The sequence below is a fragment of the Rahnella sp. BCC 1045 genome (genome assembly GCF_019049615.1).
GTDB lineage: Bacteria > Pseudomonadota > Gammaproteobacteria > Enterobacterales > Enterobacteriaceae > Rahnella > Rahnella contaminans.
Map to the genome: position 1 here is coordinate 113,636 of NZ_JAFMOZ010000133.1, position 16,480 is coordinate 130,115.

Annotated in this window: 13 protein-coding genes; 3 read left to right on the forward strand and 10 right to left on the reverse strand. The window is 54.7% G+C overall.

Annotated elements, in window-relative coordinates; all coding sequences use genetic code 11:
- Window positions 1–133: 133 nt before the first annotated feature.
- The 3 genes from baeR to mdtD are packed head-to-tail and all read right to left on the reverse strand — an operon-like array spanning window position 134 to window position 3,711.
- Window positions 134–853, reverse strand: a complete 720-nt coding sequence (gene baeR, locus J1782_RS16790) for a two-component system response regulator BaeR (protein ID WP_152324534.1) — start codon at window positions 851–853, stop codon at window positions 134–136.
- Window positions 854–2,239, reverse strand: coding sequence for a two-component system sensor histidine kinase BaeS (gene baeS / locus J1782_RS16795; protein WP_152324533.1), 1,386 nt, complete (start codon window positions 2,237–2,239; stop codon window positions 854–856).
- On the reverse strand, window positions 2,236–3,711 hold the full coding sequence (mdtD, locus tag J1782_RS16800) for a multidrug transporter subunit MdtD (RefSeq protein ID WP_217153548.1): 1,476 nt from the start codon (window positions 3,709–3,711) through the stop codon (window positions 2,236–2,238). Before mdtD ends, baeS begins: the two co-directional genes overlap by 4 nt.
- A 260-nt stretch (window positions 3,712–3,971) precedes the next feature.
- Between mdtD and J1782_RS16805 the strand changes: the two genes are divergently transcribed.
- A complete protein-coding gene (locus J1782_RS16805) occupies window positions 3,972–4,925 on the forward strand; it encodes an aldo/keto reductase (RefSeq protein ID WP_152324727.1) in 954 nt (317 codons plus the stop codon).
- A 91-nt stretch (window positions 4,926–5,016) separates the two neighbouring features.
- On the opposite strand, the gene yegD is transcribed toward J1782_RS16805, so the two are convergent.
- The 3 genes from yegD to tal form a co-directional block, all read right to left on the reverse strand.
- Complete coding sequence (gene yegD, locus J1782_RS16810; protein ID WP_152324531.1) at window positions 5,017–6,369, reverse strand: molecular chaperone; 1,353 nt, start codon at window positions 6,367–6,369, stop codon at window positions 5,017–5,019.
- Window positions 6,370–6,503: 134 nt separating this feature from the next.
- On the reverse strand, window positions 6,504–8,498 hold the full coding sequence (gene tkt / locus J1782_RS16815) for a transketolase (RefSeq protein ID WP_217153549.1): 1,995 nt from the start codon (window positions 8,496–8,498) through the stop codon (window positions 6,504–6,506).
- 63 nt (window positions 8,499–8,561) lie between these two features.
- Window positions 8,562–9,512, reverse strand: coding sequence for a transaldolase (gene tal, locus J1782_RS16820; RefSeq protein ID WP_152324529.1), 951 nt, complete (start codon window positions 9,510–9,512; stop codon window positions 8,562–8,564).
- 383 nt (window positions 9,513–9,895) lie between these two features.
- Here tal and maeB point away from each other — a divergent pair, with 383 nt between their 5' ends.
- Complete coding sequence (maeB, locus tag J1782_RS16825; protein ID WP_217153550.1) at window positions 9,896–12,175, forward strand: NADP-dependent oxaloacetate-decarboxylating malate dehydrogenase; 2,280 nt, start codon at window positions 9,896–9,898, stop codon at window positions 12,173–12,175.
- 145 nt (window positions 12,176–12,320) lie between these two features.
- Here maeB and J1782_RS16830 read toward each other — a convergent pair whose 3' ends face one another.
- The 4 genes from J1782_RS16830 to amiA form a co-directional block, all read right to left on the reverse strand.
- Window positions 12,321–13,268 carry a nucleoside hydrolase gene (locus tag J1782_RS16830; RefSeq protein WP_104921112.1) on the reverse strand — a complete coding sequence of 316 codons (948 nt, stop codon included), beginning with the start codon at window positions 13,266–13,268 and terminating at the stop codon, window positions 12,321–12,323.
- Between the two features lie 51 nt (window positions 13,269–13,319).
- A complete protein-coding gene (locus J1782_RS16835; protein WP_101076283.1) occupies window positions 13,320–13,769 on the reverse strand; it encodes a YaiI/YqxD family protein in 450 nt (149 codons plus the stop codon).
- Window positions 13,769–14,731 (reverse strand): oxygen-dependent coproporphyrinogen oxidase, encoded by a 963-nt coding sequence (hemF, locus tag J1782_RS16840; RefSeq protein WP_152324527.1) that lies wholly within the window; start codon window positions 14,729–14,731, stop codon window positions 13,769–13,771. Before hemF ends, J1782_RS16835 begins: the two co-directional genes overlap by 1 nt.
- Window positions 14,732–14,839: 108 nt before the next feature.
- A complete protein-coding gene (amiA, locus tag J1782_RS16845; RefSeq protein ID WP_165058446.1) occupies window positions 14,840–15,724 on the reverse strand; it encodes an N-acetylmuramoyl-L-alanine amidase AmiA in 885 nt (294 codons plus the stop codon).
- 278 nt (window positions 15,725–16,002) lie between these two features.
- Between amiA and J1782_RS16850 the strand changes: the two genes are divergently transcribed.
- On the forward strand, window positions 16,003–16,428 hold the full coding sequence (locus J1782_RS16850; protein ID WP_013574419.1) for a GNAT family acetyltransferase: 426 nt from the start codon (window positions 16,003–16,005) through the stop codon (window positions 16,426–16,428).
- Window positions 16,429–16,480 lie beyond the last annotated feature (52 nt).

Below are 16,480 nucleotides of genomic sequence, written 5' to 3' on the forward strand. Positions count from 1 at the left end.
GATAAGTGTAGTTAAGGGAAACTTTTTCGCGGGGAAAGGGAGTATTTAAGACATTAAATGTGAACTGGCCGACAGACTTTCAGTAACTTTACAAATCTGCGCTGCCGGCCTTTCAGGTATTCAATCCTGCGCGTTACACCAGATGGCAGGGCTCTGCTTCCCAGCGATAACCCACACCGTAGACGGCGCGGATAAACGCCTTCTCGCCGTCCAGCGATTCGAGTTTCCGCCGCAGGTTTTTGATGTGGCTGTCAATGGTGCGATCCGTTACCACGCGGTAATCGTCATACAGGTTATTAAGCAGGATTTCACGGGTGAAGACATAGCCGGGCTTGACCGACAGCGTTTTCAGCAGACGAAATTCCGCTGGCGTCAGCTCAAGTTCATGCCCCTGGAACGTCGCCTGAAAACGGGCTTCATCAATATGCAGGCCGGTCTCTTTGGTCACATGTTCGTCAGGACGCACGCAGCGGCGCAGGATCACTTTCACGCGCGCAACCACTTCACGCGGGCTGTAAGGTTTGCAGATGTAATCATCGGCACCAATTTCCAGCCCGAGCAGGCGGTCGATTTCTTCTGTTTTTGCCGTGACCATCATGATTGGCACATCGGAAAACTGACGGATATCACGGCAGATGGATAAGCCGCTGCTCCCCGGCAACATCAGATCCAGCAGGATCAGCGCCGGGGGATTGGTTTTCACCTGCGCGATCACTTCGTGGCCGTCGGGCAACCATTGTGTCGCGTAACCCGCCGCTTCGAGATAGTCGATCAGCAGTTGGGCAAGTTTCGGTTCATCTTCCACGATCAGAATTTTTAACGGCGCAGGGCCGGACAATACAGAGTCGTTCATTCAGTTTCTCGGGCCATGTGGAATGGAAAGCGGCAGGACAATCGTTATGCGAACGCCACCCGCCGGAGAGTGGCTGGCGCTTATCTGCCCACCGTGCGCTTCGACAATATTCTGGCAAATTGCCAGACCTAAACCAGAACCACCGCTGGCGCGATTGCGCGAGCCCTCGGTGCGATAAAAACGCTCGAAGATTCGTACCAGCTGTTCATCACTGATGCCTGGTGCGCTGTCCTGGAAATTCAGATGCAGCGATTTATCACGGATTTCGCCGAGAATTTCCAGGCCGCCGTTGGGGTCAGTATAGCGCAGGCTGTTTTCCAGCAAATTATTGAAGAGCTGCGACAGACGCTGCGGGTCCCCAAAGACTTCGGCGCTTTCCGGCAGATGGCTGGTCAGGGTTAGCTGTTTACTGTGGAAGCGGTCGCGTGAACCGGCTTCCGCCAGCTGAATCAGATGCACCACGTCCGTTTCGACTTTGCGGTACGCCAGCGCACCGGCATCCGACAGCGAAAGCTGGTGCAAGTCATCCACCAGTTTCGTGAGGATCGAGACTTCAGATTGCAGGGATTCCAGCGAGCCCATCGTCATTTTGCGCACGCCGTCCTGCATCGCTTCCAGCTCGCCGCGCAATACCGCCAGCGGCGTGCGCAGTTCGTGGGAAATATCAGCCATAAAGGCGCGGCGCATCTGCTCGTTTTTTTCCAGCGTCATCGCCAGCTGGTTAAAGTCCTGCGCCAGTTTGCCCAGTTCGTCTTCGCTGTCGACTTCAACGCGCGTGCTGAAATCCCCGGCGGCCAGCTGATGCGTGCCGTTGACCAGACGCTTAACCGGCGCGAGCATTCCCCGCGAAAGTACCCAGGTCACGGCGGCTGCCAGCAGGGCGGTAAACGCCGTGATAATCCAGCTGGTGCGGCTTTGCTGGTGCTCGAAATTGATGTCTGCATCGCGGGTCAGGCGCTCGGCAGGCGTGGAAATCACCGAGCCTATCATCACACCGTCAACGGTCATCACGCGGCGCGGCCCCTGAAGATCAGCAGGAACCGGTTGATCGTAACCGCCGATGCGACGGTCATGGCTGTCGAGGATCCAGAACTTTGTCCGCCATCCCTGCGGCGGCATTTTCTGGCTGCTGTTCTGATCAAATGAGCGCATCAGCTGATAAATCAGGCGGTCATTTTTTTCCAGAAAATCCCAGTTGCCGTGCAGTTTGTACTGCTCTTGCAAGGTGTCGGCCAGCAGCTCAACGCGCGATTCATTACTCTGGCGTATATAATCGATAAAGCCCCGTTCGAAGCTCATCCGCACGCCCCAGTTCATGGTGATTAACACCAGTGCGCAGGTGCAGAAAATAGCCATAAACAGTTTGGCGGTAATACCTGGTTTCATGATTTTCTCATCGGGTCGGGAGATCCGGCCGCGGCACGGCGGCGATCGATAACGGCATTTTTCTGCATGTCCGGCGGCACTTTCGAAAAGACCCAGGCGGGCAGGGCGATCACCAGCGCCATCGACATATAGCAATACAGGAAAGCAGTGTGCATGGTGCTGCTGTCAGGCGTTATGGCCTGCTGATGCGCGAAGAGGCCAATCAGCAAACCGGCGACGCTGACCCCGAGACTCATCGACAACTGCATAATCATCGACAGCAGGCTGTTGCCGCTGCTGGCCAGACGCGGCGGTAAATCTTTCAGCGTCAGCGTATTCATGGAGGAGAAGCGCAGGGAGTTCACCATGCCCTGGAAGAACAGCACCACCGGAATCATCCACACAGCGCCGTAAATCGCCACCAGCGGGAAGATAAGCGTAATCAGCGCGAGCAGTAAAGTGGCGCTCACCAGCGCGGTGCGATACCCGAGCTGATTCACCAGACGCACGACCACGCGCTTCATCCCCATGCTGCCAAGCACCATCGGGATCATCATCAGCCCGGCGTGGAATGGCGTAAAGCCCATCCCCAGCTGTAAAAATACCGGCGTCATAAACGGCAACATTCCGCTGCCGATGCGGCCTAACAGGCTGCCGATCAGGCCGATTTTAAACGTTGGCGTGTGGAACAGGCGCAGAGAAAACAGCGCGGAAAGATTGCCGCGGGCGTGCATCCAGTAAATGCCTAACGCGCCTAAACCGACGACCACCAGCAGCACTAATTCAAGCGCGCTAAGGCCCATGCTGCGGCTGCCTTCCAGCGCCAGCGTGAGCGTCGCCATACAAACCGCCAGCATGACAAAGCCGCTGATATCAAAGCGCCGTGTCTGCATTTTGTAATTCGGCATAATCATCAGCGTAGCAATACAACCGGCCAGACCGACAGGCAGATTGATCAGGAAAATCCAGTGCCAGCTGGCGTACTGCACCAGAAAACCACCCAGCGCCGGGCCGAGCAGCGGGCCGACCTGGCCGGGCAGGGTGACCATGGTCATGGCGGCCATGTATTCGCTGCGCGGAACGATTTTCAACACCGTCAGCCGCCCGACGGGCACCATCATCGCGCCGCCAATCCCCTGAACGATACGTGACAGTACCAGTTCGCGCAGACTTTCGGACTGCGCGCAGAGTAGTGAACCGACGGTGAACAAAACGATGGCGGAAAAGAAGACCCATTTCACCCCGACTTTATCCGCCAGCCAGCCGCTGGCGGGCAACATCACTGCGACGGTCAGCACATAAGCGACTACCACCGAATGCATATGCAGAGGATTTTCACCCAGGCTGCGGGCCATTGACGGTAACGCAGTATTCACAATCGTAGTGTCGAGCGCCTGCATAAAAAAGCCAAAGGCGACAATCCACAATTGCCAGCGTACCGACGGTGGCAGCGGGGCGGGAGGCGGTAAGGTGTCAGTGTTTTCAGATTTCATGGGTTCGCATCAGCACAATCATTGTCGCGGCATTTCAGGGGGAGTACCACCTTCAGACCAGGCTTACAGTGTAGCCAGAATGCTTCAGCAGAAAATGGAGGAAATAAGGAGAGTCTTTCCCATTTTTTGACAATTCTTCTGACAATAAAGAATAGAGTTTAAGCCTGACATTTTATATCAAAATGCTAAGGTTGACCTTTGATCACGAATCGTTCGCACGCAAAGCATGTTTAATCTGACCTTCTCAAAGGGAGAGAATGATGAGTAAAAGAGAACTGGGCCGTTCAGGAATTCAGGTGCCGTTGCTGACTTTCGGCGGCAATGTGTTTGGCTGGACTGTCGATCAGGCAGCATCCTTTAATCTGCTCGATGCTCTTCTGGATCATAAACTTAACTTTATCGACACCGCTGATGTGTATTCGAGCTGGGTCGAAGGCAACCACGGTGGCGAGTCGGAAACCATTATCGGCAACTGGCTGAAAAAAACCGGCAAGCGCGACCAGATCATTCTGGCGACAAAAGTCGGTAAACCGATGGGTGAAGGGAAAGTTGGCCTGTCGCCACGTTATATCAAAGAAGCGGTGGAAGCTTCTTTGAAACGCCTGCAAACCGACTATATCGATTTGTATCAGTCACATGACGATGATGCGGATACGCCGCTGGCAGAAAGTCTGGCCGCGTTTGATGCGCTGATCAAAGAAGGCAAGGTGCGCGCTATCGGCGCATCCAACTACAGCGCGCCACGTCTGGCCGAAGCGCTGAAAGTCAGCAAGGAAAACGGGCTGGCGCGTTATGAAACGCTGCAACCTCAGTACAATCTTTACGACCGCAAAGTGTATGAAGAAGCGCTGGAAAAAGTCGTGACGGACAATGGCCTTGGCGTGATCAATTTCTATGGGCTGGCTGCCGGATTCCTGACCGGGAAATACCGTACGAAAGCCGACGCCAGCAAAAGTAAACGTGGCGAAAACGTGGTTGCACGTTGCCTGAACGAACGTGGCCTGAAAGTGTTGCAGGGGCTGGATCAGGTCGCAGAAAAACACGGCGCACAGCCGGGTCAGGTTGCGCTGGCCTGGCAAATCGCCCGTCCGAGCATCACGTCCCCGATTGTCAGCGCGACCTCGCTGCAACAGCTCAATGAACTGGCGCAGGCCGCTACGCTGAAACTCGATGATGCCGATATCCGTACGCTTAACGACGCCAGCGCATGGTAACCAAGTCTTTGTAAAACGTAATTTGCCGTATCGCCATAAACAAAAAAACCGCCTTAACATCAGGCGGTTTTTGTTTTTGTGAAGCCGTTAATTAACGGAACAGCGTTTGTGCCCAGCGCGCCAGACCGGCAGTGACCGAGCCAAAATCATTGCCCCCGACCAGCGGGATCCCCGGCAACTGTGCCTGCAATGCGGCACGTAAAAGTGGAGAACGGGCGCTGCCACCGGTCAGATAAATCACATCCGGTTTAATTTCGCTGCTGGCCAGTGCCAGAGCAACCTGTTCCTGAATGCGTTCCAGCGGCTGAGAAATCGCGTCACTCAGCTGCTGCTGGCTGATGGTTTCTGCCAGACCGGATTCAATGAAGTCCATTGCCGCCGTCACGCTTTCGCGCTCGGAGAGGGCAATTTTACTTTCTTCGGCAGCACGTACCAGGCGGTAGCTCAGGCGCTGTTGTTGTACTTTCAGCAGGCGCTTAATGAGATCCGGCTGCGCGGCGTCGCGGATCAAATCACGCAACATGCGGCCATTCGCCACGCTGTAGAAATCCAGCTGTGCAGGAACATCATTGGTTGCAACCGCATTCCAGTAAGGTAATGCCGGGATCGCGATACCTTTTTGCGTTTCGCTGCCCATGCCGAACTGAGGCGTCAGCTGTTTAAACGCGGTCATGATGTCCAGATCGTTACCGCCGACGCGGCAACCACTGTGGCCGAGCAGGCTGTTCTGGCGTTCCGCTTTATCGCGCCACTGCGGGCCCATCAGCAGAACGGAACAGTCGGTCGTTCCGCCGCCGATATCGACGACCAGCACTGTTTTCTCATCTGTCAGGGTGGCTTCAAAATCCAGACCTGCCGCTACCGGCTCAAACTGGAAAGCAATATCACGGAAACCGGCACGTTCAGCGGCGCGCTGTAAAATCCCCTGCGCCTGACTGTTCGCTTCCTCACCGCCCATGCCCTGGAAGTTGATCGGACGGCCAATCACCGTCTGCTCAATGCTTTCCTGCAAAACAGATTCTGCCTGACGTTTGATGTGATACATCATCGCGCAAACCAGATCTTCGAACAGGGCAATCTGCTGTGGCTTCAGGCCGTTTGCGCCAAGAAACGATTTCGGAGAACGAACGAAATACACTTCTTCCGGATCTTCCATGTAGGTCGCCAGCGCCTGCAAACCAAAGTTCACGCTGTTGGCGTTAACCGGAATATCTTCCTCGCGGTTAAAGCTGATACTACGACGCAGCAGCGCCAGATTTTCATCACTGCCTGTCGGCACCTGTCCGTGGCGGTTCAGCCATTCGCTGACAGCTTCACGGGATGGCGCACAGAGCATGGAGGGTAAATAAGGATCATTATTTTCTAACGCCAGAAGTTGGGCGTTATTATCGCGCATCACTGCGACTGAGCAATTCGCTGTACCGTAGTCAAATCCAATAAACATTATTGATCCCCATGCCAAAGAAGGGACGGGACTTTACCGGAGAGGGGCAGATTCATCAAGCAGGAAGGGGGCAGATGTGAGATTTTTAGCCAGCATTTCCCCCTCTTTTTATAGAGAGGGAAATGTACCGGAGATTACTTCAGCAGTGCCTGTGCTTTTGCGACTACGTTATCCACGGTAAAACCGAACTCTTTGAACAGCAGTTCTGCCGGAGCGGATTCGCCGAAGGTGGTCATACCGACAACGTCGCCGTTCAGGCCGACATACTTGTACCAGTAATCTGCAATACCCGCTTCGACCGCCAGACGCGCGGTCACGGCTTTTGGCAGTACGGATTCGCGATACGCCGCGTCTTGTTTGTCGAAGACATCGGTCGACGGGATGGAAACCACGCGCACTTTGGTGCCCGCTGCCGTCAGTTTGTCCGCTGCTTCAACCGTAATGCCCACTTCCGAACCGGTCGCAATCAGGATGATTTCCGGCGTGCCATCGGAATCTTTCAGCACATAACCGCCGCGCGCCACGTTTGCCAGCTGTCCGGCAGTACGCGGTTGTTGCGTCAGGTTCTGGCGGGAGAAGATCAGTGCTGACGGGCCGTCTTTACGCTCAATCGCAGTTTTCCAGGCGATGGCCGATTCGACCTGATCCGCAGGACGCCACAGGCTCATGTTCGGCGTCACACGCAGGCTGGCCATTTGTTCAACCGGCTGGTGCGTCGGGCCGTCTTCGCCCAGACCGATGGAGTCATGGGTATACACGAATATGTTGCGGATTTTCATCAGTGCCGCCATACGTACCGCGTTACGGGCGTATTCGACGAACATCAGGAAGGTTGCGGAATAAGGCAGGAAACCGCCGTGCAGGGTGATACCGTTGGAAATTGCGGTCATCCCGAACTCGCGAACGCCGTAATGAATGTAGTTACCGGCCAGATCGTCACCGAGCGATTTTGAACCGGACCACATGGTCAGGTTGCTCGGAGCCAGGTCAGCGGAGCCGCCAAGGAACTCAGGCAGAATTTTGCCAAAGCGTTCCAGCGTATTTTGGGACGCTTTACGGCTGGCGATATTCGCCGGATTAGCCTGCAATTCTTCGATAAATTTCTGCACTTCGGTTTCCCAGTTAGCCGGCAGTTCGCCGCTGACGCGACGTTCAAATTCAGCCGCCAGTTCAGGATGATCTTTGGCATAAGCCGCGAATTTATCATTCCACGCTTTTTCTTTGGCTTTACCGGCTTCTTTGGCATCCCATGCGGCATAAATATCCTGAGGGATTTCAAACGCCGGATAATTCCAGCCCAGCGCCTTGCGGGTTGCCGCCACTTCGTCTGCGCCCAGCGCCGCGCCGTGCGCATCGTGTGTACCGGCTTTATGCGGGGAACCAAAGCCGATCACAGTTTTGCACATCAGCAGGGAAGGCCGGTCGGTGACTTTATGGGATTCTTCAATCGCCGCTTTAATGGCATCTGAATTGTGGCCGTCAACGCCCCGGATCACGTGCCAGCCATAGGCTTCAAAACGTTTAGCTGTGTCATCGGTGAACCAGCCTTCAACGTGGCCGTCGATGGAGATGCCGTTGTCATCATAAAACGCGGTCAGTTTGCCGAGTTTCATGGTGCCAGCCAGCGAGCAGGCTTCATGGGAAATGCCTTCCATCATGCAACCGTCGCCCATAAAGGCATAGGTGTGGTGGTTCACAATGTCGTGATTATCACGGTTAAACTGAGCGGCAAGCGTGCGTTCTGCAATCGCAAAACCGACGGCGTTGGCAATGCCCTGACCCAGCGGGCCGGTGGTGGTTTCAACGCCCGGCGTGTAGCCGTATTCCGGGTGGCCCGGCGTTTTGGAATGCAGCTGGCGGAAGTTTTCCAGCTCTGTCATCGGCAGGTCATAGCCGGTGAGATGCAGCAGGCTGTAAATCAGCATCGAACCGTGGCCGTTGGACAAAATGAAACGGTCGCGGTCTGCCCATTTCGGGTTGGCCGGGTTGTGATTCATGTAATCACGCCACAGCACTTCAGCGATGTCCGCCATGCCCATCGGGGCACCCGGGTGACCGCTGTTTGCTTTCTGGACGGCGTCCATGCTCAGTGCACGGATAGCATTGGCTAGCTCTCTGCGAGAAGGCATATTTTTCTCCGGTTAATGGTCGCTGATTCTGTGCAGCGACCATCGAAAAAAGGGGGGATGAAATTACAGTTGAGCGGACAACATGTCTTCGAGTTTCTTCTGGTCGACGGCGAACAGGCGGATGCCTTCGGCCAGTTTCTCGACGGCCATGGCGTCCTGATGATGTTCCCAGAGGAATTCAGCCTGAGTCAGCGGCGCAGGCTTTTTACTGCCCTGCGACGAAGGTTGTAGCTTGCGTTCAACCGGCGCGCTGCTGGCTTTAAGCTCTTCAAGCAGGTTTGGTGAAATGGTCAGGCGATCACAACCGGCCAGCGCCAGAATTTGTTCCACTTTACGGAAACTGGCGCCCATGATCACGGTCTTGTAGTCATGCGCTTTATAGTATTCGTAAATCTCACGGACCGATTTCACGCCCGGATCTTTCTCAACGTCATACGCGGCGTTCGGCTCTTTGGCTTTGTACCAGTCATAGATGCGACCCACGAACGGCGAAATCAGATAAACCCCGGCTTCGGCACAGGCACGCGCCTGAGCAAAGGAGAAAAGTAGCGTCAGGTTACAGTTGATGCCTTCTTTTTCCAGCGCTTCGGCGGCTTTGATACCTTCCCACGTGGAAGCCAGTTTGATCAGGATGCGCGATTTATCGATGCCTTGTCCCTGATAAAGACCGATCAGCTTACGGGCTTTGGCAATGCATTTTTCGGTGTCAAATGACAGGCGGGCATCGACTTCGGTCGAGATGCGCCCCGGCACGCTTTTCAGAATTTCTGCGCCGATGTTCACGGCCAGCTTATCGGTGGCGTTAATCACCTGATCGTCTTTGCTGCCCCCTTGTTTACGGGCATAAGCGACGGCGTCTTTGATCAGATTTTGGTATTGCGGCAGGTCTGCGGCTTTGAGGATCAGCGAAGGATTGGTGGTCGCATCCTGAGGCTCGAAATGACGGATAGATTCAATATCACCACTGTCGGCAACGACAGTCGTTACCTTTTTAAGTGCGTCTAACTGGTTCATCTCTTAGCTCCTTGGCGAAAAAAACGATACAGCAATAAGGTCGTACGACTCTATTTCGTTGGGCTCCTACCCTGCATCATTCGGTTAACAAACTGAATGCGCTTTTTCTGATTGTTGCGATGGGTCATAACAATGGCAGCCCTCGTCGCAGCTCAGACTGCGGGGCGAGAGAGGAAAGCGCAAGGTCAAACTTTAAGCTTAGTCGAAATTTGCGAGACGTCTTCCGTGAACGAAAAGCAAACAGTGTAACGGCTAAGTTTTGGTCGTTATCCGGCGTTTATCGTGGCAGGTTATCTATACTGTCATCGGGTAAAACTGATGGTGATGTTGCATCCGTTTCCTGCTGTCTCTACAAAATATAAGAAACAAAAAAGGACCCTACGATGGACGAACAACTCAAGCAAAGCGCACTCGATTTTCATGAGTTTCCGGTGCCCGGAAAAATTCAGGTTTCGCCAACCAAGCCTCTGGCCACGCAGCGCGATCTGGCGCTGGCGTACTCTCCGGGCGTGGCGGCGCCCTGTCTGGAAATCGCTAAAGATCCGCTTGCGGCCTATAAATACACCGCACGCGGAAATCTGGTAGCGGTGATTTCCAACGGCACCGCGGTACTCGGGCTGGGCAATATCGGGGCGCTGGCCGGAAAACCGGTGATGGAAGGTAAGGGCGTTTTGTTCAAGAAATTTGCAGGTATTGATGTTTTTGATATCGAGGTGGACGAGCTTGATCCCGACAAACTGATCGAAGTGATCGCCGCGCTTGAACCGACGTTTGGCGGTATCAATCTCGAAGACATCAAAGCGCCGGAGTGCTTTTACATTGAGAGCAAACTGCGTGAGCGGATGAATATTCCGGTATTTCACGACGATCAGCACGGGACGGCAATCATCTGTACGGCGGCGGTGCTCAACGGTTTACGCGTGGTCGGGAAAGATATTTCCGACGTGCGGCTGGTGGTGTCCGGTGCCGGTGCGTCGGCCATTGCCTGCCTGAATTTGCTGGTAGCGCTCGGGCTGAAACGCCACAACATCACGGCCTGTGATTCCCGCGGCGTGATTTATCAGGGCCGCGAAGAGAACATGGCCGAAACCAAAGCGGCCTATGCCATTGAGGACAACGGGCAGCGCACGCTGGCGGATGCGATCCCCGGTGCGGATATTTTCCTCGGCTGTTCCGGCCCTGGCGTACTGACGCAGGACATGGTGAAAACCATGGCGAAATCCCCGCTGATTCTGGCGCTGGCAAACCCCGAACCAGAAATCCTGCCGCCGCTGGCGAAAGCGGTGCGCCCGGATGCGATTATCTGCACGGGTCGTTCGGATTACCCGAATCAGGTGAACAATGTCCTGTGCTTCCCGTTCATTTTCCGCGGTGCGCTGGACGTCGGGGCTACGACCATCAACGAGGAAATGAAGCTGGCCTGCGTGCACGCGATTGCCGATCTGGCGATGGCGGAGCAAAGCGATGTGGTCGCGTCGGCTTACGGGGAAGAAGAGCTTTCATTTGGCCCGGATTACATCATTCCCAAACCTTTTGACCCGCGCCTGATTGTGAAAATTGCGCCTGCGGTAGCGAAAGCGGCGATGGATTCCGGCGTGGCAACGCGGCCGATTCCGGACTTCGATGCTTATGTCGAAAAGCTGTCGGAGTTTGTCTACAAAACCAATCTGTTTATGAAGCCGATTTTCTCTCAGGCCAAAAAAGACGCCCGTCGGGTGGTGATGGCCGAAGGGGAAGAGGAGCGTGTTTTGCAGGCGACGCAGGAGCTGATTTCTCTGGGATTGGCAAAACCAATTCTGGTCGGGCGGCCAAGCGTGATCGAGATGCGTATCAAGAAACTCGGTTTGCAGATTGAAGCTGGCCGGGATTTTGAAGTGGTGAATAACGAATCAGATCCGCGTTTCAACGAATACTGGCGTGAATACTATGAGCTGATGAAACGGCGCGGCGTCTCGCAGGAGCAGGCGCGGCGGGCGGTTATCGGCAATCCGACGCTGATTTCCGCCATCATGCTACTGCGCGGCGAGGCTGACGCTATGATTTGCGGAACGGTCGGTACCTATCACGAGCATTACGATATCGTTGAAAAAGTGTTCGGGTTCCGCGAGGGCGCACACGTTGCCGGCGCGATGAATGCGTTGCTGCTGCCGAGCGGGAATACGTTTATTGCGGACACTTACGTCAATGATGATCCGACCGCAGAACAGCTGGCCGAAATCACGCTAATGGCGGCGGAAACGGTACGGCGGTTTGGTATCGAACCAAAAGTGGCTCTGCTGTCGCATTCCAGCTTTGGCACTTCTGACAGCCCGGCAGCGCTCAAAATGCGGCGGACGCTGGAGCTGGTGAATGCGCGTGAACCTTCGCTGGAAATAGACGGCGAGATGCACGGCGATGCAGCGCTGGTCGAAAGTATCCGGCAGGACATCATGCCGGACAGCCCGTTAAAAGGGGCGGCGAATATCCTGATCATGCCAAACATGGAATCGGCGCGTATCAGCTATAACTTGCTGCGGGTGTCGAGTTCAGAAGGGGTCACGGTAGGGCCGGTGTTAATGGGCGTGGCGAAACCGGTGCATATTCTGACGCCGATCGCTTCGGTCAGACGCATTGTGAATATGGTGGCTTTAGCGGTAGTGGAAGCGCAAACCGAGCCTCTTTAATTTCCCCGTCATCCTTCGCGCTGCAGATGCGTTGGCTGCACTCGTAAACCCGAATCACTGACCTGTGTCAGTTCATCGGGTTCGCTCAATTGCCGCCTTTTTGCAGCACGAATGATTTAGGGGAAAGCTTCTCTTCCTAAGTAAATCAGTATTTCACTTCGCCGATACGCTCGAGCGCATCAACGATTAAATCCCAGAAACGCTGATGGTCGAGTTTTACCGCGACCTGCGTATGGCAATCGGGCGGCGGCGGTGAACGGAAGTCAGCAACCGTCATGCCGAGCGTTAAGGTGCCGGTTAGCTCAATGTCTACCGGGACTTTTTGTACGGTCATTACGTTCGGGTCGATGACGTAGGCCACGGCGCACGGATCATGAACCGGCGGGGAGTCAAAGCCCTGGCGATCTTTGTAGCTCAGGCCGAAGAAATCGAGCAACTCACCGACGAATTTCGCCGGTTGTGTGCCGACAGCGGCGATTCGTGCGGCCACTTCTGGTGTGGCTAATGCCTGATGCGTGAGGTCTAGCCCGACCATGGTCAGCGGCCATTTTTCGTTGAAAACGATGTGTGCGGCTTCGGGATCAATCTTGATATTGAATTCAGCCACGGCGCTCCAGTTACCCACATGGTAACCGCCGCCCATCAGTACGACTTCTTTCACGCGTTCGGCGATGCGCGGTTCTTTTCGCACGGCCATGGCGATATTGGTCAGGCCGCCGGTCGGGACCAGCGTGATGGTTTTGGGCGGATGCGACATGATCAAATCAATGATCAGGTCGATGGCATGAACGGGTTCAAGCGTGATGGCCGCTTCCGGTAAAACCGGGCCGTCAAGGCCGGATTCTCCATGGATTTCGTCGGCCACTTCGATTTGCCGCACCAGCGGGCGGGTGGCTCCGGCGGCAAACGGGACGCCGGTCAGGTTGATGACGCGGGCAACGGCCAGCGCATTACGGGTGACTTTTTCCAGCGTCTGATTGCCGACCACGGTGGTGACGGCGAGCAGTTCGATATCGGGATTCCCGTGGGCGAGTAACATCGCGATGGCATCGTCGTGCCCCGGATCGCAATCCAGTATGATCTTTTTGACCATTTTTATTATTCCTTTAAATGTAGTGGTACAGCAGGTTCCTCTGACCGGATTTTAGCGTTTGGCCTGTTGCAGCCACTTATCCAGTTCATTGGCGAATTGCTGGCGGTCACGCTGATTAAGCGCAGGCGGTCCGCCGGTTTGCACGCCGCTGGCGCGCATGGTGTCCATAAAATCGCGCATGTTCAGGCGTTCTTTAATGGTTTCAGTGGTGTAACGCTCGCCGCGCGGGTTCAGCGCAACGCCCCCTTTTTCGATGACTTCCGCCGCCAGCGGGATATCCGCAGTGACCACCAGATCACCGGGTTCGGTGCGTTTGACGATTTCGTTATCGGCGACGTCAAAACCTGCTTCGACGCGCAGGGTTCGCAGGAATTTCGACGGTGGCGTGCGGATCGTCTGGTTCGCCACCAGCGTCACCATCATGCCGGTGCGTTCGGCGGCGCGGAACAACACTTCTTTGATTACGTTCGGACAGGCATCTGCATCAACCCAGATTTGCATCAGCGTTTCTCCCCGTTCAGCCAGTCGCGAACCGGCAGGAAATAGGTGTACAGCGCGGCTTCCGGGCTGCCTGCTTCCGGCTGATAACTATATTCCCAGCGAACCAGCGGCGGCATGGACATCAGAATTGACTCCGTGCGGCCTCCGGTTTGCAGGCCGAACAACGTGCCACGATCCCACACCAGATTGAATTCCACATAGCGGCCACGGCGGTAAAGCTGGAACTGGCGTTCACGTTCTCCCCACGGCATCGCTTTGCGTTTTTCGACGACCGGCAGATAAGCGTCGGTGAAGCCGTTGCCCACCGCCTGCATGAACGCAAAGCAGGTGTCAAAATCTGGCGTATTCAGGTCATCAAAGAATAATCCTCCGATGCCGCGCGCTTCATTGCGGTGTTTGATAAAGAAGTAATCGTCACACCATTTTTTGTATTTCGGATACACGTCGTCGCCGAACGGCTGACATAGTTGTTGTGCGGTCTGATGCCAGTGGCGGGCATCTTCTTCAAAACCGTAGTAAGGCGTGAGGTCAAAACCGCCACCGAACCACCACACCGGCGCTTCACCGGGCTTTTCCGCAATGAAGAAACGCACGTTGGCGTGGCTGGTGGGCACGTAAGGATTGAGCGGATGAATAACCAGCGAAACGCCCATTGCCTGGAAACTGCGACCTGCCAGCTCAGGACGATGCGCGGTGGCTGATGCGGGCAATGTGGCACCGGAAACGTGCGAGAAATTCACCCCCGCCTGTTCGAAGACTGCGCCGTTGGTCAATACCCGGCTCTGGCCGCCACCGCCTTCTTCGCGAACCCACTGGTCTTGCGCGAACTGGCCTTTGCCATCGGCGGCAGCCAGCTGCTGGCAGATGTGGTCCTGAAGCTTGAGCAGGAAGGTTTTGACTTGTTGTATGTCGGGGATCGATTGGCTCACGGGCAAACTCACAGACGTTGACTGAAAAGACATTCAGCGCCTTGCGGGCGCTGAATGATAAAAAAGTGGTGGTTATTATAACCCCAAAACCTGTCGGATCGCCCAGAACAACCCGCGCATCTGCGGCGCGAAGCAGGAAGGTTATCGTGGCTTACGTTCGTTGGCGTCGAAATAGCTGAAGAAATTCACAATTCCCTGAGAAATGGCCTGCGCGATTTCACGGCGGAACGCGGTGGTGCTGAGCAACTGTTCTTCCTGATGATTGGTGATGAACGAAGTTTCTACCAGAATCGATGGAATTGACGGGGATTTCAGCACGGCGAACGCAGCCTGTTCTGTCTGCTGGCTGTGCAGATGGTGGATCGGACGGATCCTTTCGAGAACGTGATGGCCTAGCGTCAGACTGTTTTTAATGGTGTCGGTCTGGACCAGATCGAAAAGCACCTGTTGCAGATAGTTATTGTCTTCTTTGGCGTATTTCGCGCCCGCAACCAGATCGGCATCGTTCTCTTTTTTCGACATATACCGTGCCATAGCGCTGCTCGCACCGCGGTTTGACAGCGCAAATACCGATGCACCGGAAGCGCTCGGGCTGGTGTAACCGTCGGCATGAATCGAGACAAATAAATCAGCCTGATGCTGATGTGCCAATTCCACACGCTGATAAAGCGGAATGAAGTGGTCTGAATCGCGCGTCAGCCGGACCTCAATGTGGCTCTGATCGCCGAGGAATTCACGCACGTAGTTGGCGATTTCCAGCACCACATGCTTTTCTTCTGAGCCTTCATGGCCGACAGCACCGGAATCAATCCCGCCGTGGCCGGGGTCAATCATCACCAGCTTTTTAGCGCCTGGCGGTTTCGGTGCCGGGGCGGATTTCGTGATGTGTTCCTGCTGCGCGGCGCTGGCGGAACGGGAACCAAACGCGGCAATCGCAAGCCCCAGGCCGGACAGCAACAATTGGCGACGGGTGGCGGCAGCGGGAAGAGGCTGGAAATGCAAAAATTTGTTCAGGGGGTTTAACATCAGTCCATTACCGTCAGAAAAAAAGCAGAATGCCTTATGTTATAGAGTATCTATTTTATAGTTTCGATCTGAGAACTATTACTTTTTATGAATAATGTGTCGCGAATGAATATTTCGACGAATAAATATCTGTTCAGTGAATGGCTTATAAGATCCATAACCGGTGAAATTCATCGATAAAATACGGTCGTTTATCCTCCAGATTGTGATTTTGATGTTGCGTATCAAGCAGATCACGCGATAATTAAATAAACCCTCATTAACAGCGGCGAACAGTGATGGAAATTCGCGTATACCGTCAAGAAGATTTCGAAGAAGTTCTGACCTTATGGGAGCGCTGCGATCTGCTGCGTCCGTGGAATGATCCTGAACTGGATATTGAACGCAAAATTAACCACAGCCCGGAGTTTTTCCTGGTGGCGGAAGTCGGTGGTGAAGTGGTAGGTACGCTGATGGGTGGCTACGACGGCCATCGTGGCTCGGCGAATTATCTGGGAGTTCACCCGGATTATCGCGGGCGCGGGATTGCGAACGCGCTGGTGAATCGTCTCGAAAAGAAACTGATTGCGCGCGGCTGCCCGAAAATGAATTTAATGGTGCGTGCCGAAAATGATGCGGTAGTCAGCATGTATGAAAAACTGGGTTACGAGATTTCAGATACGTTATTGCTCGGCAAGCGTCTGATTGAAGATCAGGAATACTGAAACCCCGTTGAATTCCGGCAATAACGGATAATAAAAAGCCCCGGCGGATGAC